The sequence below is a fragment of the Streptomyces sp. NPDC107528 genome, from assembly GCF_055639295.1.
This window is the reverse complement of the sequence record NZ_JBVKAV010000017.1, coordinates 38,490-57,459: the sequence shown is the minus strand read 5'-3', so window position 1 is coordinate 57,459 and position 18,970 is coordinate 38,490. Positions and strand designations below refer to the sequence as shown.

Sequence of the window (18,970 nt, the reverse complement as noted above, 5' to 3'; positions counted from 1 at the left end):
CTCGATTGAGCGGAGAGTGTGCGGTACGTACACAGGGCCGGGCCCCAGCTTACGCGGCCGGGGACCGGCCCTCCGTGTGAGGTGGGCCCTCGCCGGGATCAGCCGAGCAGCTGGCTCTGGAGGACCACCGTCTGCTGGAAGGGGATGGCCGCGGCACCGCCCTTGCGGGACTGCACGACCAGCCCCAGAACGTCACCCGACACCAGGTACGCCTGCCGGACCTGCTCGGCGCCGTACGGCTTGGCCTCGGCGTAGGGGTAGTTCCGTACGTCGGTGACCCCGGCCTCGGCGGGGAACTCCTCGTCCGTGTGCACCTCGGCGGCGCCGCGCAGGGCGTGCTCGGGCGAGTCGTAGCTGGTGAAGTGGTCCTGCTGAAGCACGTCGGCCACCTGGGCGGACTCGAACTGCAGCAGGTAGATCCGGGTGTGCGTGCCGTCCGGGGTGGTCCAGCCGCGGGCCGCGACGTGCCGCAGGGCGTGGTCCTTGAGCACCTGGGCCAGGGCGTCCCGGTCCTCCGCCGACTCGTACGCCGCCAGGAAGTCCTTCGTCGCCAGCCAGCCGTTGCGCCCGCTCAGCGCCTTGTCGGCCTTGTCCGTCCTGGCCCCCGCGGGCGCCGGCAGCAGCAGCTTGCGCAGGTCCGCGTGGTGCAGGGCGGCGACGTTCTCCTCGGCGAACGGCCCGGGGCTGCCGGAGGGCAGCGGCGGCTTGGTGATCGCCGGGTAGGCCCAGCGCCCGTCCGCCTCGGTCGCGAGACCGGGTACGTCCGTACGCTCCATCCGCGTGATGCCGTACGCGGTCGAGGCCCCGACGGCGGCGAAGACGACGACGGTGGCGGTCCAGCGCAGGACGGCGCGCAGGACGCGGCGATCCTTCTTCACCGGAGTCACTGGGCTCTCCGGGCTCTCCGGAGTCACCGGGGGTACGGCGGGGGCCGGCGGTGCTTCCGGCATCGGCGGTGCGTCGGCGACGGGCGCCGTCGCGGTGGGCTGCTGCTCGGTCATACGGCCTTCCCCGGGTCGTCGATGCGGTCGAGCTGTCGGGTGACGAACATCCCGATGCTGTTCAGGTCGAGCGGCCGGATGCCCGCCACGGTGGCGCTGATCAGCACGTCTCCCGAGTAGGCCGCGCAGAACACCCGGTCGAGCTTCTCGTCGTCGCCCTTGGGTGTCAGGAAGCACTTGGCGTTCTTGTGGCCCTCGATCTTCGGGCCCTTGCGGAAGACGCCGATGGCGGAGAGGAACTCGTTCTGGGCGGTCGCGACGTCCCGTGCGTCGTCGCGGCTCTCCATCCGCGCCAGCACGACGCTGACGGAGAAGGCCGTCTTGTGGTGGACGTCGTAGGGGTCGGCGTTGTAGTAGCTGCGCATCGCCATGCCCTTGAGGCCGCGCTTGTCGAGCTCCTTCTCCAGCTTCCGCCGCTCACTGCGGGGCAGGTCCTCGAACGACTCCTTGCGCAGGGCGGTGGCCTGACGGCCGCTGAGCTCGGCGTCGGAGCCGAACTCTCCGAGGTCGGGGCCACGGGTGTAGCCCTTCTCGTCGTACGGCAGCAGCAGACCGGCCAGCCCCGTGGCCGCCGCCTCCGTCTTCTCCGCCTTGTCGCCGGCCGCGGCGGGCTTGGGAAACTTCCAGGTCGGCGCGCCCGCATCGCGGTCGGCGTCCTGGACGGTCACCACGGTGCAGCCGGCACCGCCGACGACGGCACCGAGCAGCAGAACGGTCCCGGCGATGGCGGCGATGCGCGAGGCACGCGGCCGCTTGCGCTCGGGGCCCGCGGGGAGGCTCCCGGGGCTGGAGAGGATCTCGGGGCCCTCGGCACTCCCGGAGGCCGGCAGGGCCTCGGGGCTCTGGAGTCCTTCGGGTTTCTGGAGTCCCTCGGGTTTCTGGAGTCCCTCGGGGCTCTGCGCTTCCTCAGGTGTCTCGCTCACAGCCGGCCCACCTGCCGCTTGGCCAGGTCCATGATCTTCTCCTTGCGGATCGGCTTGGTGTCGTAGATCCAGATGTCCACCGCGATGTCACCGCGCCAGGCGTGCGCCTCGGCCGAGTACAGCGGGAGGTAGCCGGGCTTGCGATCCGGGCTGTCGTGCACGTACGCCATGCCGTCGCCCGTGCCGGGGATGGGCCAGCTGCGGGTGTCGGACTCCTCCTCGGCCCGGTAATAGGAGCCCTCGGCGTTCTCGGCGGCCAACAAGGCCTGCTCCTGGCGGTACTGCACCAGGTGGATCAGGACGTTCTGCGTGCTGCCCACCCGCCAGCTCGTCGCGGCGGCACGCCGGAACTGCTCCTCGATGAGGTCGCCGACGACCTCGTCCGGCTCCTTGAAGGTCTCCGCGTACTCGGCGAGGTCCATCCAGCCGTCCGTGCCCAGCTCGAACACGGTGTCCCGCGTGCCCTTGGGCCGCTTGAGCAGCAGCTTGCGCAGGTCGCCGTCGGTCTTCACCCGACGGTCCTCGGCGGCGGACAGCGGCTCGACCTCGCCCGTGGCCTGCCCGACCACGGGCTGGGACAGGGGCGGCAGCTTCGTGGGCTCGCGGTCGGCCTGCACCAGATAGCCGGTGCAGGTCCCCGCGACGACCCCGAGCACGACCGCTCCGGCGATCAGCAGTGCCGTACGCCCCCGTCGGCGAGGCCGTGGCACGGCCTCGTCCACTTCTTCAGATACTTCCAAAACGTCCCCCCACGGAACGTGAAGTGCGCATTCCGTATGCGCGCGCACAGAAGACCCATGGCCAACACACCAGGTTGTAAGGGAGTTGATTACGATTCGGCCATGGCGAAGAAGCTGGTGATCAAGGTGACGGCGGGGGCCGATGCCCCCGAACGCTGCTCACAGGCGTTCACGGTGGCGGCGGTGGCGGTGGCGAGCGGGGTCGACGTCTCCGTGTGGCTGACCGGCGAGTCCGCCTGGTTCGCCCTCCCCGGCCGCGCCGCCGAGTTCGAACTCCCGCACGCGGCCCCGCTCCCCGACCTGATCGACTCCATCCTGGCCACCGGCCGCCTCACCCTGTGCACCCAGTGCGCGGCCCGCCGGGACATCACCGAGAAGGACGTCATCGAGGGCGTACGGATCGCAGGCGCCCAGGTCTTCGTGCAGGAGGCACTGGGGGACGAGACGCAGGCGCTCGTCTACTGAGACAGCCACGTACCTCGCGGTGGGCGGGACCGCCGGGGGCCGCTCACTGGCGCGGCCGCTTCTTGCCGTCCAGTTCGTCCCACCACTCGTCGGACTGGGGGTCGCCGGACGGGTCGTCCCACCAGCGGTCCTCCGGGCCCCGGCGGTTGGCGACCATGGCGGCGAGCGGCGGGATGACCATGGCGACCACGCACATGCCCACGGCCACCGGGATCGACCACAGGCGTACGACGCCCCAGGCCAGGACGAAGAGCGTGATGCAGATCCCCATCATGGCGAAGTACCAGTGACGCCGCCGTGCGTACATGACTCCAGAGTAGATCCGCACAGGACGAAGGGCCGCACCCCAGGCGTCCAACCCGTGGGGTGCGGCCCTTCGGCCGGTCAGAGGTGCCTCAGACCGCGATCGCGATCTCCGCGAGCCCGCCCTGCTGGGCGACGACCGTACGGTCGGCGGTGGCGCCGGGGACGAGTGCGCGCACGGTCCAGGTGCCCTCGGCCGCGTAGAAGCGGAACTGGCCCGTGGCGGAGGTGGGGACCTCCGCGGTGAACTCGCCGGTCGAGTCCAGCAGACGGACGTAGCCCGTCACCGGCTCGCCGTCGCGGGTCACCTGACCCTGGATGGTGGTCTCACCGGGCTTGATCGTCGAGGCGTCGGGGCCGCCGGCCTTCGCTCCACACATGTCTTTCTCCAAAGAGGGGTCTGACCGGAAGGAAGGCCGGTCGGGATCTGCGGGTCTGCGCTCTTACTACGCTTACTACGCTTGCTGCGGGGCTTACTTGTTGGCGCCGAGCTCGATCGGCACGCCGACGAGGGAGCCGTACTCGGTCCAGGAGCCGTCGTAGTTCTTGACGTTCTCCACACCGAGCAGCTCGTGCAGGACGAACCAGGTCAGCGCGGAGCGCTCACCGATGCGGCAGTAGGCGATGGTGTCCTTCGCCAGGTCGACCTGCTCCTCGGCGTAGAGCTCCTTGAGCTCGTCGTCCGACTTGAAGGTGCCGTCGTCGTTGGCGTTCTTCGACCACGGGATGTTGCGGGCGGACGGGACGTGGCCCGGACGCTGCGACTGCTCCTGCGGCAGGTGGGCCGGCGCGAGCAGCTTGCCGCTGAACTCGTCGGGCGAACGGACGTCGACCAGGTTCTGCGAACCGATGGCCGCCACCACGTCGTCACGGAAGGCACGGATGGCGGTGTTCTGCGCCTTGGCCTTGTAGTCGGTGGCGGGCCGCTCGGGAACCTCTTCGACCAGCTCGCGGGCGTCCAGCTCCCACTTCTTGCGGCCGCCGTCGAGGAGCTTGACGTTCTCGTGGCCGTAGAGCTTGAAGTACCAGTAGGCGTACGACGCGAACCAGTTGTTGTTGCCGCCGTACAGGATCACCAGGGTGTCGTTGGCGATGCCCTTGGCCGACAGGAGCTTCTCGAAGCCCTCCTGGTCGATGAAGTCGCGGCGGACCGGGTCCTGCAGGTCCTTGGTCCAGTCGATGCGGATCGCGTTCTTGATGTGGTTCTTCTCGTAGGCGGACGTGTCTTCGTCCACCTCCACGATCGCGATGTTGGCGTCGTCCAGGTTGTCCTGGACCCAGTCGGCGTCGACGAGGACGTCGCTGCGGCTCATGCTCTTTCTCCTCCGGGGCAGTTGCGGCGGGGCGTGCGAGTGTGAGGGGTGCGCGCTCGGACCGAGACGACGCACCTGTGCCCTGGTCGGGGCAGCGGGGAAACGCAGAAGTCGGAGCTTCCGCTCAGAAGGGGCGACAGAGCATGGCGGCAACGCGGCAGAGGTCTACTGCCCGCCGCTTCGTGAGATCCGCCTGTCGCTTCATGGGCTCGATCGTAGGGACGGACAGGCGGGCGTGTCACCGGCGTGTCGCATTCTGAGACGCGATCGTCCGCAATGTGGGAAGGAGGGGGCGTCGAGGCCCCTGCCGCACGGCTTCCGGAGGGATGCGTCTCGCATCACATCTACGGTACGGACGACGCCGTCTCGCCCATTGGACGCAAGGCGGTTGCGGGCCCGTTCGCTCAACGGGCCCATTCGCTCCGCCCGCCGCGGTACTACCCGGCGAGGCGGACGTTCGAACCCTTCACGGTGATCTCGACGCCGTCCTTCGCCGCCTGGACGCTGTCGAGCTGGATGCCGCCGGGGAGGCCGTCGATCTTCTGCTCGAAGTCGGTGATCGCACGGGCCCGGTTCTCGGCGATGTCGGCGCCGCCGAAGCTGGGCAGGGTGTCGGCCTTCACCCGCACGGTGTCGCCCTGCGCGGTGACCGAGCTGAGGACGTAGACCGGGTTGGGGAGCTTGGTGCCGAGGACGGTGGCTTCGACGGCGACCTTGATCTTGCCGTTGCCGCCGTCGGAGAGGCCGACGACGTTCGCGGTGACGCCGGGGGCGACCTCGGTGGGTTCGGACTTGGCGGTCTTCAGCAGCTCGGCGTAGGTGATGGACGCGGTGCCGGTGGCGCTGGCCGCGACGGCGGAGCTGTAGTTCCCGGAGAACTCGACGCCCTTCATGTTCGCCGTGAGGTCGTCGATCCGGATCGTCTTGCCGTCGGTGCCGGCGGCGGCCTCGTAGTCCTCGATGCCGACCTCGACATCGTCGAGCGAGCCGCTCGCGACCTGGGTGAGGAACGGGAAGCCCTTGATGGACACGTCCGGGGCGGCGGCGAGGTTCTCGCTCGCCTGGAGCTTCCCGGCCGCCTCGTCCTCGGCGAACCCGACGGCCAGCCGGTCGGCCAGCACGAAGAGGCCGCCCAGGATCACGACGACTATCAGCAGTATCCGCAGGGCGCGCATGTTGTGGTGTTCCCCCCACCTAGGTGTTCGTCAACGACGCGAGAGTAACCCCGCGGCGGGGATCGACCGGCGGATTGTCGATCATCTGTGACAGGGGGTCTGCAGGCTCCCCCCTCTCAGGACGGCGCTCCGTAGCGGGTGGCGATCGCCTCCGCGCGGTTGCGCAGGGAGGTGCGCAGCGACTGTGGGGTCAGGGCTTCCGCGTCCGTGGCGAGCTGCCACAGCGCCCATTCGGCATGTCGTGAATCCTGGAAGGTCACCTTCAGGCGCAGCCAGCCGTCAGCGTCGGGTTCCTCTGCGCGGACGGCCAGCGCGGTGTCCAGCAGGTCCTCTCGCCGGGCGGGCTGCACCCGTACCAGCACGGTGATGTGGTCGCTTCCGGAGAGGAACTGCGAGGAGCGTTCCTGCCAGATCCGGTCCAGATCGACCTGGTCGGGCCGCTGTGCCGCTTCGGGGAGTTCCTCGGCGGCCAGCACCCGCGACAACCGGTAGGTGCGGTCCGCGCCGGATCTCGTGGCCAGCAAGTAGCCCCGGTCGCGTACGGTGACCAGGCCGATCGGGTCCACCGTGCGCCATCGTGGCGTCTGGCCCGTGGCCTCGTAGTGGATGCGCAGCTTGTGTCCGGCGAGCACTGCGCGTCTGATCTCGATCATTGTGGCGTCGGGTATCTCATCAGCGGCCGGCCGCCGTGAGAGCAGATCGGTGTCCGGGTCGACGAGGAACCGCCGGACCGCGTCGCTCGCGGTGGCCCGGTGGGCTTCGGGCAGCGCGTCGAGCACCTTCCGCAGGGCCGAAGCGAGTTGCGATCCGAGGCCGAACACCTGCTCGCCGCGCCCCGATCCGGCAGCCAGCAAGGCGAGGGCCTCGTCGTGGTTCAGGCCGGTGAGCTCGGTACGGAAACCGGGCAACAACGCGAACCCGCCATGCCGGCCGCGCTCGGAGTAGACCGGGACGCCGGCCGCGGACAACGCTTCGATGTCGCGCAGCACGGTGCGGGTGGATACGTCCAGCTCGCGGGCCAGCGCGTCCGCGGTCAGCCGACCGCGCTGGCGCAGCAGTAGCACCAGTGAGACCAGCCGGTCGGCGCGCATTCGAAAACTCTAACGAAATACATGACTGAGGATGTCGTGATTCATTGGGACGCTCACTGACACGACGTCACAGCCGACGGCCACCGAGCCGATGGACGTGCGTACTCCCGATACTTCGAATGGAGCTGACGTGACAGTGGAACGAACGGCGGTCAACCCGGTGACGTGGTCGGTGGAGATGGGATTCAACCAGGGTGAGGTCGTCTCGGGGCACACACGGACTCTGTACATCTCGGGGCAGACCGCGATGAGCGGCGACGGCAAGCCCCAGCATGCCGGCGACATGGCGGCGCAGTTGACGCTGAGCATCGACAACCTGCAGGCCGTGCTCGGCGAGGCCGGGATGTCTCTCGCGAACCTCGTCCGGCTCAACGTCTACACGACTGACGTCGATCTGCTTTTCCAGCACTACGGCGTGCTGGCGGCGCGACTGGGCGCCGCCGGGGTGGCGCCGACCACCACGATGCTCGGGACAGCACGGTTGGCGATCCCCACCCTGATGGTCGAGCTGGAGGGGACCGCCGTCGCGTGACATGTCCGAGCCGCGGGACGCCGCGTCGTGGTGGCGTCCCGCGGCACAGGCGCTCTTACCTGGTGTCGTAGCGGGCGCGGGCGGCCCCGCGCTCCACCCGAGCGGCTTCGCCTCTCGGCGCCGGTACCGGGGTCGAAGGGGCAGCGCCCCTCCAAGGACGGGAAGGGTAGGGGCGGCGGGAGCGAGGAGAAGTCCCGGCCTCAGACCACCGCTCGCCCCAACAGATAAACAACCGGCGCCGCAGCAGCCAACGGCAGCGCAACGCCCGCCGTGAAGTGCACGAACCGAGACGGATAGTCATAGCTGGCCACCCGATGGCCGATCAGGGCACACGCCCCGGCTCCGAGCCCGAGCACGGCCCCGCCGGACCCCACGCCCGTCATCGCACCGACAACGACCCCAGCCCCGGCCGCCGCCGGCAAAGCGGCGACCACAGAAGCGACCGTCGGCAACGGCAACGCCCGCACCAGCACCGCGACAGCAACCGCCACCGCCCCGACACTCACCGCATCGGCGTCGGCCGCGAGATACCCCGCCGCGACAATCGCCAGCGCTGCGGAGACCACCGTCGCCATCAGCCCGTACATCCGCTCGTCCGGATCGGCGTGCGAACGGAGCTGCAGAACCAGAGTGAGGAGCACCCAGACACCCAGCGTGCCGAGGATCGCCGCAGGCGCCCCGTCGGCCACCAGCAGCGCGACATCCGCCGCCAGCGCACCCGCGAAGGCCAGCGCAATACCCTGCCGGGCCGGCCACATGCCGTTCAGCCGGAACCAGCCGGCAGCCGTCACGGCCTGCAGGGCGACAAGGGGCACCAGCAGGGCGTACGACCCGACCGCGGCCGTGGCCGAGAGCAACAGCCCCAGCAGCGCGGTGAGCGCGGCCGGCTGAATCCCGGGCTCGATGATCGGGGATCGGCCCTCCAGCCGGGCCCGCTGGGCGTCCGTGACCCGGGTGTTGCCGGCGACGGTCGCGGGACCGTAGCCGGGACCGTCACCGGGGCCGGCCTCCGCCTCGGGCCGGGACGCCGTCGCGGGAGACGCCTGAGCGTGGGACGGCTGAGCGTGCGACGGCTGAGGCTGAGCCCGCTGAGCATGGAACTGCTGACCATGGCCCTGCTGGGCGCGCCCCTGCGGCTGAGCGGCAGCGTGCCGCCCCTGTGCCTGCGGCACCCCGTCCCAGCCGTGGGCCTCGGAAGCAGTCCCGTACCCCGCGTACGTCCCCGCCCCCTGCGAGGGCAGATAAGACGTCTCCGCCGCCGGAGCGGAAGGGCCGGCAGGAGACACCGGCGGCTGCACCTGCGTCTCCCAGGTCTGCCCCTGCCACTGCTGCGTGTACTGCTGGGCGGCCTGCGGATCGTCGTACGCCTGCTGCCCCGGCCACGCCTGCGGTGCGGCCGGCTGCTGCGGTTCCTGCGGCTGCGGTTGCTGCGGCTGCGGTTGCCGGCGCTGCTGCAGATACGGGTCGTACCCGTCGTAACCGTCGTACCCCTGATACGGCTGGTCGGTCATCGTCACCCTCCTGCGAACGGCGGGAGCACCTCGACCGTGCCGCCGTCGGCCAGCCGTACCGTCTCATGTTCGCGGGTGCCCACGGGGTCACCGTCGATGAGGAAGGAACATCGCTGCAGGACGCGCACGAGTTCACCGGGGTGTCGCTCGCGTGCGGCGTCGAGCGCCTCGGCGAGGGTGGCCGCGTCGAACGGCTCCTCGGCGATCCCGGCCGCGGCCTTCGCGGCGGCCCAGTAGCGCACCGTGACCTTTGGCATCAGGTTCCTCTGTCGATCGGCTGTGTACCCCGTCAGGCTAGCCGCCCCGTGCGACGGCCCAGTCCCCGATCCGGGCCAGCAGATCGTCACCGGCCGCGTGCTCGGCATGGCCCATGCCGGGCTCCAGCCAGAGTTCGCCGTGGTCACCGGCCGCCTGGGCCAGCATGCGGGGGTGGTCGAGGGGGAAGTAGCCGTCGAGTTCGCCGTGCACGATGAGCAACGGGGTCGGCGCGATCATCGGGACCGCTTCCACCGGGGACATCGGCACGGGGTTCCAGTCCCGGTGGTGGATCCGGGTACGGAATCCGTAGCGGCCCACCAGGCGCCCCTCGGGCCGGGTCACCAGCCAGTGCAGGCGGCGCATGTGCGGCGTGCCCCGGTAGTACCAGCGCGCAGGCGCGCTCACGGAGACCACCGCGTCCGTATGCGCCCCCCGCTCCCCCGGCTCCTCGCCGCCCCCGCCCTTCTCTCGCTCCCCGTACAGCGCCGCGTGCCGCAGCACCACCGAGCCGCCCATGGAGAAGCCGATGGTCGCCACGCGTGTGTGCCCGAGTCCGCGGGCCCAGCGCACGGCGGCCGCCAGGTCGAGCACCTCCTTGTCCCCAACCGTGGACCGCCCGCCCGACGCACCGTGCCCGCGGAAGGAGAAGGTGACGACGGCCGCGTGCCGGGTGAGGGCCTGCACCACCCGTCGTACATGTGGCCGGTCCACATCGCCGGTGAAGCCATGGGCGACGACGAACACCAGGTCACGGGCAGGTGGACGTGCGGAGTCGTATACGGCCGCACCCGGGTCGTATACGGAATCGATCGTCACGCCGTCATCCGTGCGCAGAAACGTCCGCATAGGTGTAGGTCTGGTTGTCTCAGAGTTCGGACGAACCGTGGATCGTGCCACATGACCTGCCGGACGAATGCTCATGTGGGCTATTCTGCTGGGCAGAGGACTCGGGCAGCGTAGCCCCCGGGTCCTTTTGTGCTTTCGGAAGCGTTGTATACGACGCGGGAAACCTCAGGTGACCGCAGGTGTACGGGGCCCCCGGGATCGCAGAGCAGTTCCGTACCGCACACGTCCTCGCAGGGACCGAGGAGGAACCAGACGTATGAGTTCTCTGCTGCTCCTGACCAACGCCCTCCAGCCGTCGACGGAGGTGCTCCCCGCACTCGGCCTGCTGCTGCACAACGTACGCGTGGCTCCGGCGGAGGGCCCGGCCCTCGTCGACACCCCCGGTGCCGACGTCATCCTGATCGACGGACGCCGCGACCTCCCACAGGTCCGCAGTCTGTGCCAGCTTCTGCGCTCGACCGGGCCCGGCTGCCCGCTCGTCCTCGTCGTCACCGAGGGCGGCCTCGCCGCCGTCACCGCCGACTGGGGCATCGACGACGTCCTTCTCGACACCGCAGGACCGGCCGAGGTCGAGGCGCGGCTGCGGCTCGCGATGGGCCGCCAGCAGATCGTCAACGACGACTCCCCCATGGAGATCCGCAACGGCGACCTGTCGGTCGACGAGGCCACCTACAGCGCCAAGCTCAAGGGCCGGGTTCTCGACCTCACCTTCAAGGAGTTCGAGCTCCTGAAATACCTGGCCCAGCACCCGGGCCGCGTCTTCACGCGCGCGCAGCTCCTCCAGGAGGTCTGGGGCTACGACTACTTCGGCGGCACCCGCACGGTCGACGTCCACGTACGACGGCTGCGCGCCAAGCTCGGACCCGAGCACGAGTCGCTCATCGGAACCGTCCGGAACGTCGGTTATCGATTCGTTACGCCCGAGAAGGTGGACCGCGCCGCCGAGGAAGCCAAGGCCAAGGCTGACCGGGCAAAATCGGCGGATGCGGACGAGATGGCCGCTCTGGACGGCGCCGAGGTCCGTGCCGACGTCTGACGGGCGCCCGGGCGGGGTGTCGCGGGCGCCGCTCGCGCGCAGGAGAGTGACGCCGTGGCGGCAGGCAAGCTCCTTCACGCCCTGCCCAGAGCAGGTCCATCCGCGTAGACTCCGCGCGTGGCCAAGGTGACTCGCGATGACGTCGCACGGCTGGCAGGTACTTCCACTGCCGTCGTCAGCTACGTCATCAACAACGGACCCCGGCCGGTCGCCCCGGCCACGCGCGAGCGTGTCCTCGCCGCGATCAAGGAACTGGGGTACCGGCCCGACCGGGTCGCCCAGGCCATGGCCTCGCGGCGCACGGACCTCATAGGCCTGATCGTGCCGGACGCCCGCCAGCCCTTCTTCGGGGAGATGGCGCACGCGGTCGAGTGGGCCGCCGCCGAGCGCGGAAAGATGGTGCTCGTCGGCAACTCCGACTACGTCGGCGAACGCGAGGTCCACTATCTGCGCGCCTTCCTCGGCATGCGGGTCTCGGGGCTCATCCTCGTCTCGCACGCCCTGAACGACCTGGCCGCCGCCGAGATCGAGGCATGGGACGCCCGGGTCGTCCTCCTCCACGAGCGGCCCGAGGCCATCGACGACGTCGCCGTCGTCACCGACGACCTGGGCGGCGCCCAGCTCGCCGTACGCCACCTCATCGAGCACGGCAACGAGTACGTCGCCTGTATGGGCGGCACCGCGGAGACCCCCGCGGTCGGTGACCCGGTCTCCGACCACGTCGAGGGCTGGCGGCGCGCGATGACCGAGGCCGGGATTCCCACCGAGGGGCGGCTGTTCGAGGCGCCGTACAACCGCTACGACGCGTATCGCATAGCGCTCGACCTCCTCGCCGGGCCGCAGCGGCCGCCGGCGATCTTCTGCTCCACCGACGACCAGGCCATCGGCGTGCTGCGCGCGGCGCGGGAGTTGCGGATCGATGTGCCGGGGGAGCTGGCTGTCGCCGGGTTCGACGACATCAAGGAGGCGGCGTTGACGGATCCGCCGCTCACCACGATTGCCTCTGATCGGTCGGCCATGGCTCGGGCCGCGGTGGATCTCGTGCTCGACGACGGGCTTCGTGTCGCGGGGTCTCGGCGGGAGCGGCTGAAGGTGTTTCCTTCGCGGCTTGTCGTCCGACGGTCGTGCGGGTGCGCCTAGGAGCTCGCGGGTTCCGTCGTCGGGCGGCTTGCGGTGGTTTGTGGCTGGTCGCGCCCACGCGGCGGAGCCACACATTCATACAGCCCCGCGCCCCTGGGTCCGCTTCCATGAAGCCTCTCTGAGAAGCCAGCGACAGCTGCCGGAACCGTCTTTACATCGGGCATACGACCTTCTGCCGGGCTTCTCAGGCGGCGCTCAGGAAGCTCTCATGGTCGGGCGACAAGCTCATTGCCATGACCGAGAGCTTCCGCCGCAGCGGCGATCACGAGAACCCGTACCAGGGCGCCCAGCAGCAGCACGCCTCCTCCCCCGTGAACCCGGAGTGGCCGCCCCCGCCGGCATACCGGCCGTCGGCGGAGCAGGCGGGCGGCGGAGCACCCACCGCTCTCCTGACCGAACCCGTCGCCCAGCAGCCGAGGTCGCGGCGCCGGCCGCGCGGCCCCGTCGCCCTCCTCGCCGCCGTCGCGATCGTCGCCGCGGCGATCGGCGGCGGCACGGCGTACGGGATACAGGAGCTGACCGGCAGTGACACCGTCGCCGCGTCCAGCTCCACCAGCACGAACGTCGTCCCGTCCAGCCAGAAGGGCACGGTCTCCGGGGTCGCCAAGGCGGTCAGCCCGAGCATCGTCGAGATCAACGCGGCCTCGAACGCCGGGTCGTCCACCGGCTCCGGCGTGATCATCACCAGCGACGGCGAGATCGTCACCAACAACCACGTCGTCGCCGGCGCCTCGTCGGTCAAGGTGAAGACCAGCGACGGCAAGGAGTACACCGCCGAGGTCGTCGGGACCGACAGCAGCAAGGACCTCGCGCTGATCAAGCTGCGGAACGCGTCCGGCCTGCAGGCGGCCACCCTCGGCGACTCCTCCGGTGTCCAGGTCGGCGACGAGGTGGTGGCGATCGGCTCCCCCGAGGGCCTCACCGGCACGGTCACCAGCGGCATCGTGTCCGCGCTCGCCCGTGACGTGACCGTCTCGACGGACGAGGGCCGGCAGCAGCAACAGCAGCAGGGCGGCGGATGGCCGTTCGAGTTCGGCGGCCAGGAGTTCAACGGCGACACGGGTTCGTCGACGACGACGTACAAGGCCATCCAGACGGACGCGTCCCTGAACCCCGGCAACTCCGGCGGCGCGCTGATCGACATGAACGGCAACATCATCGGCATCAACTCCGCGATGTACTCGGCCGCCGGCTCGGGTGCGTCCAACGCGGGCAGCGTGGGCCTCGGCTTCGCCATCCCGATCAACACCGTCAAGTCCGACCTGGCGAAGCTGCGGTCGGGATCGCAGAGCTGAGCCGAGCTCACCGAGCTGAAGGGGTACCTCATGATCAAGCAGGTGGAGAAGGTCGGCCGGGTCGAGCACACCGCGGCCGGCGGCGGACCGGCCGACCTGGTCCTGGCCCTGGCGGTCGCTGGCGCCCTGCACGCTCCCACGGCCCCGTCCCGGGCGCCGGAGGTGTCGACCGCCCGCCCGAACACGGCTCGCCGCACGGCCGCCGCCCGCAGCCGCCGCCGTACCGTACGAGGCTGAGAAAGCATGCGAGGCTGAGAGGCGTCCAGCTCATTCAGCCCGCTCAGTGCCTGTCCTGTCCTGCCCTTCCGTCCCACCGCACCCGAGGATCCCGAGCCCATGAGCCCCGCCGACGGCGACCGTGACCCCCAGCGCATCCTGATCGTCGACGACGAGCCCGCGGTGCGTGAAGCACTCCAGCGCAGCCTCGCGTTCGAGGGATACGACACGGAGGTCGCGGTCGACGGCGCGGACGCCCTGGAGAAGGCGACCGCCTACCGGCCCGACCTGGTGGTCCTCGACATCCAGATGCCCCGCATGGACGGCCTGACCGCCGCCCGCCGCATCCGTGGCGCCGGCGACACGACGCCGATCCTCATGCTGACCGCCCGCGACACCGTCGGCGACCGTGTGACCGGGCTGGACGCCGGGGCCGACGACTACCTGGTCAAGCCGTTCGAACTGGACGAGCTGTTCGCCCGGGTCCGCGCGCTGCTGCGGCGCAGCTCGTACGCGGCGGCGGCCGGTGCGGGCGCGGTGGAGGAGGACGAGGCGCTGACCTTCGCCGACCTGCGCATGGACCTCGCGACGCGGGAGGTGACGCGGGGTGGGCGGCCGGTGGAGCTGACCCGTACGGAGTTCACGCTGCTGGAGATGTTCATGGCGCATCCGCGTCAGGTGCTGACGCGTGAGCAGATCCTCAAGGCGGTGTGGGGCTTCGACTTCGAGCCCTCGTCCAACTCCCTCGACGTGTACGTCATGTACCTGCGCCGCAAGACCGAGGCGGGCGGCGAGCCGCGGCTCGTGCACACGGTGCGGGGTGTGGGGTATGTACTGCGCCAGGGCGGCGCGGAGTGAGCAAGGTGTTTCGCCGGTTCCGGTCCCTGCCAATCCGCTCGCGGCTGGCGATGCTGGTGGCGGCGGCGGTGGCTTTCGCGGTGGCGGCGGTGTCTGTGACCTGTTGGTTCATCGTGCAGGGCAGGCTGTACGACCAGGTGGACGACGATCTGCAACAGGCTCGAATGAAGCCCGGGCAGAACTTCGAGATGTCGAGCGCGCTGTCCAACTGCACGCAGACCCCCCAGGGCACCCAGCCCTTCCGCAACCTCTATTCGCAGGTCGTCAAGGCGGACGGAACTCCCTGCGTCACCGACGACTCTGTCGGCACAATTGAGGTCACTCAGGCCGACAAGGACGTGATCAAGAGCGGTAGTGCCGGCAAGGGGATCATCCGCAACGGCACAGCCGATGACGGCACCCCGCTGCGTGTGATGACCATTCCACAGGTCGCCCGGAACCAGGCCACGGGCGAGCAGTCCTACGTCGCCGTCACCGTCGCCGTCTCCCTCAAGGGCACCGAGTCCACCCTCAACGACCTGGCCCTGATCCTCCTCCTGGTCTCCGGCATCGGAGTCATCGGCGCCGGCGCCGCCGGCCTCGCAGTCGCCCGCGCCGGCCTCCGCCCCGTCGACAAGCTCACCGAGGCCGTCGAGCACGTGGCCCGCACCGAGGATCTGAACGTCCGTATCCCGGTCGAGGACGACGCCGAGGACGAGGTGGCCCGGCTGTCCCGTTCCTTCAATTCCATGACGTCCGCACTGGCCAGCTCCCACGAGCTCCAGCAGCAGCTCATCGCCGACGCCGGCCATGAACTGCGCACCCCCCTGACCTCCCTGCGCACCAACATCGAGCTGCTGACCCGCAGCGAGGAGACGGGCCGCCCGATCCCCGAGGCCGACCGCAAGGCCCTCCTCGCCTCGGTGAAGGCCCAGATGACCGAACTGGCCGCCCTGATAGGCGACTTGCAGGAACTGTCCCGCTCGGAAGGCCAGCGCGGCGAGCGCGTACAGGTGGTCTCGCTGGAGGACGCGGTCGAGTCGGCCCTGCGCCGGGCACGGCTGCGCGGCCCCGAGCTGACGATCACCGCCGACCTCCAGCCCTGGTACGTACGGGCGGAACCGGCGGCCCTGGAGCGCGCGGTCGTCAACATCCTCGACAACGCCGTGAAGTTCAGCCCCGAGGGCGGCACCGTCGAGGTGCAGCTCACCGACGGCGTCCTCACCGTCCGCGACCACGGCCCCGGCATCCCCACCGACGAACTCCCCCACGTCTTCGACCGCTTCTGGCGCTCACCGAGCGCACGCGCGTTGCCGGGCTCGGGCCTGGGACTGTCGATCGTGGCGCGGACGGTGCAGCAGGCGGGCGGCCAGGTCACCCTGGCTCACGCGGAGGGCGGCGGCACGGTGGCGACCGTACGCCTGCCGGGTGCGCCGACGGCTCCGCCGGAGACACCGTAGGTCTCTCCCGAGGCCCTGCGGCGACCGCTCAACGTCAAGGCGAGCGCGGGAGAACGTCAAGGGCGGTCCAACGTTCGATCATGAGTTCCCCGCACTCGACCATGATTCAGCAACGTGAACATGTGTTCCGATGCTCGGGCGTACGTTCCACGCCGTGAACTCCGACAGATCCGTCGGCGCCCAGCCGACCGCGACCGCCCACCAGCGGTTCGCCCTTGCCTCTCCCGCCCGCCGCGCACTCCTGCGGTTCGGGCTGACCGGGGCCGCGGCGCTGGGGGCGACCGCAGCCCTCGGCACGGCTCCCGCCTCCGCCACCACCCCCACATCTCCCACATCTCCCACGACCAGCGCCTCGCGGCGGCGGCCCGGCACGCCCGAGGAGGCCCTGCGGGAGCTCGCCGCGGGCAACCGGCGCTGGCGCACCTTCCGTCAGCGCCACCCCGACGAGTCGCCCGCCGTGCGGCAGAGCCTGACATCAGGTCAGCAGCCCTTCGCCCTCGTCCTCGGCTGCATCGACTCCCGGGTCCCGCCGGAGCTGGTCTTCGACCAGGGCCTCGGTGACCTGATGACCGTGCGCTCCGCCGGCGAGGTCCTCGACGAAGCCGTACTCGGCAGCGTCGCCTACGGCGTGCTCGAACTGGACATCCCCCTGGTCATGGTCCTCGGCCACCAGTCGTGCGGCGCCGTGAAGGCCGCCGTCGAGTCGGACCTGTCCGGCGAGCGACTGCCGGCCCACATCCAGTACATCGCCGACCGGATAGCGCCGAACATAGACCGCACCCAGGAGGGCGACGCCCGCATCGACTCCACCATCGACGCCAACGTACGGGCGATCCGCGCCCATCTCGCGGCGGAGCCCGACCTCGCCGCGAAGGTGACCTCCGGCCAACTGGCCATCGTGGGCGCCCGCTACGAGCTGACGACTCAGCGCGTGCATCGGGTCGGCTGACGGCAGGGAAAGGGGGCGGCGGCGAGGACCGGGTCAGCGCCTGAGGACGAGGGTCTCCTCCGCGGGCATCCCCGGCACCGGCCCCGCCAGCCGCCCGTACACCCCGCCCCGCGCCGCCAACTCCGCATGCGTGCCCGCCTCCACCAGCCGCCCGCCGTCCACGACCAGCACCCTGTCCGCGTCCGGCGCCAGGCTCAGATCGTGGGTGATCATGATCGTCGTACGGCCTGACATCAGGCGCCGGAGCGGCTGTACGACCTGGCGGGCGGCCACCGAGTCGAGACCGGCCGTCGGTTCGTCCAGGACCAGCACGGGGGCGCTGCGCAGCATGGCGCGGGCGATGGTGAGCCGCTTGAGCTGACCGCCGGAGAGGGCGGCCGTGCCGGGGGCGATGTGCGTTTCGTATCCCTCGGGGAGCGCGGTGATGAAGTCGTGGGCCGCCGCAGAACGTGCCGCCTCCTCGATGTCCTCGTGGCTCGCGCCCGGCCGGCCGCACGCGATGTTCTCGCGGACGGTGCCGTTGAGGATCAGGGTCTCCTGGGGCAGCAGGGTGACGTTCTCGCGCAGGAAGCGCAGGTCCAGGTGGGGGAGCGGCACGCCGTCCAGGGTGATCGCGCCCGACCCGGGGTCGTAGAACCGGGTGAGGAGCTTGGCCGCCGTCGACTTGCCGGCGCCGCTCGGGCCCGTGATGACCACCAGTTCGCCGGGGGCGGCCGTGAAGGTCACCTCGGTCAGCGACTCCCGTGTGGCGCCCGGGTAGCGGAAGGACACCCCGTGGAAGCCGACCTGCCCGTGGACCGGCCACGGCCCGACGGGCTCGGCAGGGTCGGTGACGGCCGGCTCGGCGTCCAGGATCTCGCCGAGGCGCTGGGCGCCGGCGGTGGCGGCGGTGAGGGTGAGGCCGAGTTGCCCGAGATTGCGGACGGGCGGGTAGAGGTAGCCGATGAAGGCGGCGAAGGCGAGGAGCTGCCCCAGGGTCATCCGGCCGGCGGAGATCTCCCACACCCCGAGGCCGATCACCGCGAGCACGCAGATCGTCTCCACGACCTCGACGAACTGCTCGTACATCTCACTCAGCCGCGCACCTCGCACGGACGCCTTCATCCAGGCGCGTGCCTCGCGGTCGAGCCGCTTCTCCTCGTCGCCGCGGCGGTTGTAGGCCTGGGTGAGGACGACGTGGCCCAGCGACTCCTCGACCACCGAGGTGATCGCACCGTCGGCGACCCGCTCGTCCTGGGAGGCGGTGCGGACACGGCCGGCGAAGCGGCGGGCGGCCAGCAGGAACAGGGGTGCAAGGACGAAGGTGGCCAGGGCCAGGTCCCAGCGCAGGTACAGGGCGGCTGCCGAGTAGAAGAGAGCCGAGAACACGGCCGCCACGGTGCCGACGACGCCCGACACGACCATCTGCTCGATGGCCTCGACGTCCCCGGTGAGCCGCTCGACCAGATCCCCGCGCCGGTGCTTCTGGAAGAAGTGCGGCGGCAGGTCCTGCACATGCCGGAAGACCTTCGCGCGCAGCCGCAGCACGAATCTCTCGGCGGTCCAGGTGGCGAGCGAGTTCCCGAGATACCCGACGACCGCCCCCAGCACCGCAATGCCCAGCCAGGCCGCCGCCGGACCCCAGAAGGCCGAGAGCGAACCGGCTTTCAGCGCGTTGTCGGTGAGTTCCGCGAACAACAGGATCGACGCGGTCTCGGCGAGCGCGGCGACCACCACGCAGGCGACGATGACCGCCGGCCACTTGCAGTCGCCGCGCGTCAACGGCCAGAAGCGCCCGAAAGCCGTGCGCACTTCCTTCATGCTCAAGTCCCTTTCCCGGCACCGGACATGACGGAGGCGGGGTCCCGAAGCCCGAGCGCTCCGGTGACCCCGCCTCGCG

At 70.5% G+C, this 18,970-nt stretch carries 22 protein-coding genes; 9 read left to right on the top strand and 13 right to left on the bottom strand.

The window, feature by feature from the left end:
- Positions 1-98: 98 nt before the first annotated feature.
- Genes ACZ7L5_RS40960 through ACZ7L5_RS40950 form a run of 3 tightly spaced genes read right to left on the bottom strand, consistent with a single transcriptional unit; the run spans position 99 to position 2,634 of the window.
- The gene (locus ACZ7L5_RS40960) at positions 99-1,001 is read right to left on the bottom strand and encodes a hypothetical protein (protein ID WP_471523689.1); all 903 of its coding nucleotides are present in this window, start codon (positions 999-1,001) and stop codon (positions 99-101) included.
- Positions 998-1,924, bottom strand: coding sequence for a hypothetical protein (locus tag ACZ7L5_RS40955; protein WP_471523687.1), 927 nt, complete (start codon positions 1,922-1,924; stop codon positions 998-1,000). Before ACZ7L5_RS40955 ends, ACZ7L5_RS40960 begins: the two co-directional genes overlap by 4 nt.
- Positions 1,921-2,634, bottom strand: coding sequence for a hypothetical protein (locus ACZ7L5_RS40950; protein WP_471523685.1), 714 nt, complete (start codon positions 2,632-2,634; stop codon positions 1,921-1,923). Before ACZ7L5_RS40950 ends, ACZ7L5_RS40955 begins: the two co-directional genes overlap by 4 nt.
- 132 nt (positions 2,635-2,766) lie before the next feature.
- Here ACZ7L5_RS40950 and ACZ7L5_RS40945 point away from each other — a divergent pair, with 132 nt between their 5' ends.
- Entirely contained in the window at positions 2,767-3,129 is a 363-nt protein-coding gene (locus ACZ7L5_RS40945) for a DsrE family protein (protein ID WP_053197877.1), read from the top strand.
- A 43-nt stretch (positions 3,130-3,172) separates the two neighbouring features.
- Here ACZ7L5_RS40945 and ACZ7L5_RS40940 read toward each other — a convergent pair whose 3' ends face one another.
- The 6 genes from ACZ7L5_RS40940 to ACZ7L5_RS40915 all read right to left on the bottom strand — a co-directional run bounded on the left by ACZ7L5_RS40940 (position 3,173) and on the right by ACZ7L5_RS40915 (position 7,011).
- On the bottom strand, positions 3,173-3,436 hold the full coding sequence (locus ACZ7L5_RS40940) for a DUF3099 domain-containing protein (protein ID WP_328880761.1): 264 nt from the start codon (positions 3,434-3,436) through the stop codon (positions 3,173-3,175).
- A gap of 88 nt (positions 3,437-3,524) precedes the next feature.
- Positions 3,525-3,812, bottom strand: a complete 288-nt coding sequence (locus ACZ7L5_RS40935) for a DUF1416 domain-containing protein (protein WP_328426615.1) — start codon at positions 3,810-3,812, stop codon at positions 3,525-3,527.
- Between the two features lie 93 nt (positions 3,813-3,905).
- On the bottom strand, positions 3,906-4,745 hold the full coding sequence (locus ACZ7L5_RS40930; RefSeq protein WP_328880760.1) for a sulfurtransferase: 840 nt from the start codon (positions 4,743-4,745) through the stop codon (positions 3,906-3,908).
- A gap of 124 nt (positions 4,746-4,869) precedes the next feature.
- The gene (locus ACZ7L5_RS40925; RefSeq protein ID WP_350751515.1) at positions 4,870-4,950 is read right to left on the bottom strand and encodes an Ms5788A family Cys-rich leader peptide; all 81 of its coding nucleotides are present in this window, start codon (positions 4,948-4,950) and stop codon (positions 4,870-4,872) included.
- A gap of 232 nt (positions 4,951-5,182) precedes the next feature.
- Positions 5,183-5,920, bottom strand: coding sequence for an LmeA family phospholipid-binding protein (locus ACZ7L5_RS40920; protein WP_471523683.1), 738 nt, complete (start codon positions 5,918-5,920; stop codon positions 5,183-5,185).
- Between the two features lie 116 nt (positions 5,921-6,036).
- The gene (locus ACZ7L5_RS40915; protein WP_471523682.1) at positions 6,037-7,011 is read right to left on the bottom strand and encodes a helix-turn-helix transcriptional regulator; all 975 of its coding nucleotides are present in this window, start codon (positions 7,009-7,011) and stop codon (positions 6,037-6,039) included.
- Between the two features lie 136 nt (positions 7,012-7,147).
- On the opposite strand from ACZ7L5_RS40915, the gene ACZ7L5_RS40910 reads away from it, so the two are divergent.
- Positions 7,148-7,543: a RidA family protein gene (locus tag ACZ7L5_RS40910; protein WP_467480037.1), complete on the top strand. Its 396-nt coding sequence runs from the start codon at positions 7,148-7,150 to the stop codon at positions 7,541-7,543.
- Between the two features lie 200 nt (positions 7,544-7,743).
- On the opposite strand, the gene ACZ7L5_RS40905 is transcribed toward ACZ7L5_RS40910, so the two are convergent.
- Genes ACZ7L5_RS40905 through ACZ7L5_RS40895 form a run of 3 tightly spaced genes read right to left on the bottom strand, consistent with a single transcriptional unit; the run spans position 7,744 to position 10,233 of the window.
- On the bottom strand, positions 7,744-9,054 hold the full coding sequence (locus ACZ7L5_RS40905; RefSeq protein ID WP_471523681.1) for a hypothetical protein: 1,311 nt from the start codon (positions 9,052-9,054) through the stop codon (positions 7,744-7,746).
- 2 nt (positions 9,055-9,056) lie between these two features.
- The gene (locus ACZ7L5_RS40900) at positions 9,057-9,311 is read right to left on the bottom strand and encodes a MoaD/ThiS family protein (protein WP_328880756.1); all 255 of its coding nucleotides are present in this window, start codon (positions 9,309-9,311) and stop codon (positions 9,057-9,059) included.
- Positions 9,312-9,348: 37 nt separating this feature from the next.
- A complete protein-coding gene (locus ACZ7L5_RS40895; protein ID WP_471523680.1) occupies positions 9,349-10,233 on the bottom strand; it encodes an alpha/beta hydrolase in 885 nt (294 codons plus the stop codon).
- A 181-nt stretch (positions 10,234-10,414) separates the two neighbouring features.
- Between ACZ7L5_RS40895 and ACZ7L5_RS40890 the strand changes: the two genes are divergently transcribed.
- The 7 genes from ACZ7L5_RS40890 (at position 10,415) to ACZ7L5_RS40860 (ending at position 17,091) form a co-directional block, all read left to right on the top strand.
- On the top strand, positions 10,415-11,194 hold the full coding sequence (locus ACZ7L5_RS40890; protein WP_362388745.1) for a winged helix-turn-helix transcriptional regulator: 780 nt from the start codon (positions 10,415-10,417) through the stop codon (positions 11,192-11,194).
- Positions 11,195-11,311: 117 nt separating this feature from the next.
- On the top strand, positions 11,312-12,334 hold the full coding sequence (locus ACZ7L5_RS40885; RefSeq protein ID WP_328880753.1) for a LacI family DNA-binding transcriptional regulator: 1,023 nt from the start codon (positions 11,312-11,314) through the stop codon (positions 12,332-12,334).
- Positions 12,335-12,567: 233 nt separating this feature from the next.
- Positions 12,568-13,629, top strand: coding sequence for a S1C family serine protease (locus ACZ7L5_RS40880; RefSeq protein ID WP_471523677.1), 1,062 nt, complete (start codon positions 12,568-12,570; stop codon positions 13,627-13,629).
- Positions 13,630-13,659: 30 nt separating this feature from the next.
- On the top strand, positions 13,660-13,866 hold the full coding sequence (locus tag ACZ7L5_RS40875; protein WP_471523675.1) for a hypothetical protein: 207 nt from the start codon (positions 13,660-13,662) through the stop codon (positions 13,864-13,866).
- Between the two features lie 99 nt (positions 13,867-13,965).
- A complete protein-coding gene (locus ACZ7L5_RS40870) occupies positions 13,966-14,703 on the top strand; it encodes a response regulator transcription factor (protein WP_363041300.1) in 738 nt (245 codons plus the stop codon).
- Positions 14,700-16,142, top strand: coding sequence for a sensor histidine kinase (locus tag ACZ7L5_RS40865; RefSeq protein WP_471523673.1), 1,443 nt, complete (start codon positions 14,700-14,702; stop codon positions 16,140-16,142). Before ACZ7L5_RS40870 ends, ACZ7L5_RS40865 begins: the two co-directional genes overlap by 4 nt.
- Before the next feature lie 154 nt (positions 16,143-16,296).
- On the top strand, positions 16,297-17,091 hold the full coding sequence (locus ACZ7L5_RS40860) for a carbonic anhydrase (protein WP_471523671.1): 795 nt from the start codon (positions 16,297-16,299) through the stop codon (positions 17,089-17,091).
- A gap of 33 nt (positions 17,092-17,124) precedes the next feature.
- Here ACZ7L5_RS40860 and ACZ7L5_RS40855 read toward each other — a convergent pair whose 3' ends face one another.
- Positions 17,125-18,891 carry an ABC transporter ATP-binding protein gene (locus tag ACZ7L5_RS40855; RefSeq protein WP_471523669.1) on the bottom strand — a complete coding sequence of 589 codons (1,767 nt, stop codon included), beginning with the start codon at positions 18,889-18,891 and terminating at the stop codon, positions 17,125-17,127.
- Between the last annotated feature and the right edge of the window lie 79 nt (positions 18,892-18,970).